At 45.7% G+C, this 552-nt stretch carries 2 pseudogenes; both read left to right on the forward strand.

The window, feature by feature from the left end:
- Nucleotides 1-263: pseudogene (locus AB5935_RS24010) on the forward strand (hypothetical protein); the annotation flags it as partial.
- Between the two features lie 70 nt (nucleotides 264-333).
- Nucleotides 334-552, forward strand: a pseudogene (locus AB5935_RS24015) (hypothetical protein); the annotation flags it as partial.

Raw genomic sequence — 552 nt, forward strand, 5'->3', positions numbered from 1 at the left:
CCGAACGTCCGTTGGGACAATCGGCGGAGACCCGTCCCGAACTGGCAGCATTCAATGCTTCATGCCGCGAAGCAGCCAAAAAGAAAGGTATCATTCTGGTCGATTACTCGGTAGAGTTTAATAAAATTTACGATGACGGAGGAGAAGAAGCATTAAAGCCATATCTGCGCGACGGTATTCTGCCTACCCGCAAAGCGGCACAGGAAATCCTTGTACCGATGTTGTGGGATGCGATATTGGGACGTGACAGTGCAAAGAAGTGATTCATCAGTTGAAAACACATATAGACGAACAGGTTAAAGAATATATCGGCATTGATAAAATACTATGAAAATGAAAAGTTTTATTTATATCATGGGAGTTGCCCTATTGCTAGTTTTCTGCTCTTGCGAAAAACAGGGAGAGCAGGAGCAGGGAACACAGAGAACAGAACAAGGGCAGGGAGAGAAGCCGGAACCGGAATCACCCGAAGAACCTCCTTTGGTTGAAAACTGGGATTTGATTGAAATCACGCGTGCCGAAGTGGGGAACAGCAATTATGAAGAATTGCTC

The sequence above is a fragment of the Phocaeicola sp. RTP21198st1_B8_RTP21198_201120 genome (assembly GCF_040929485.1).
Taxonomy (GTDB): domain Bacteria; phylum Bacteroidota; class Bacteroidia; order Bacteroidales; family Bacteroidaceae; genus Phocaeicola; species Phocaeicola dorei.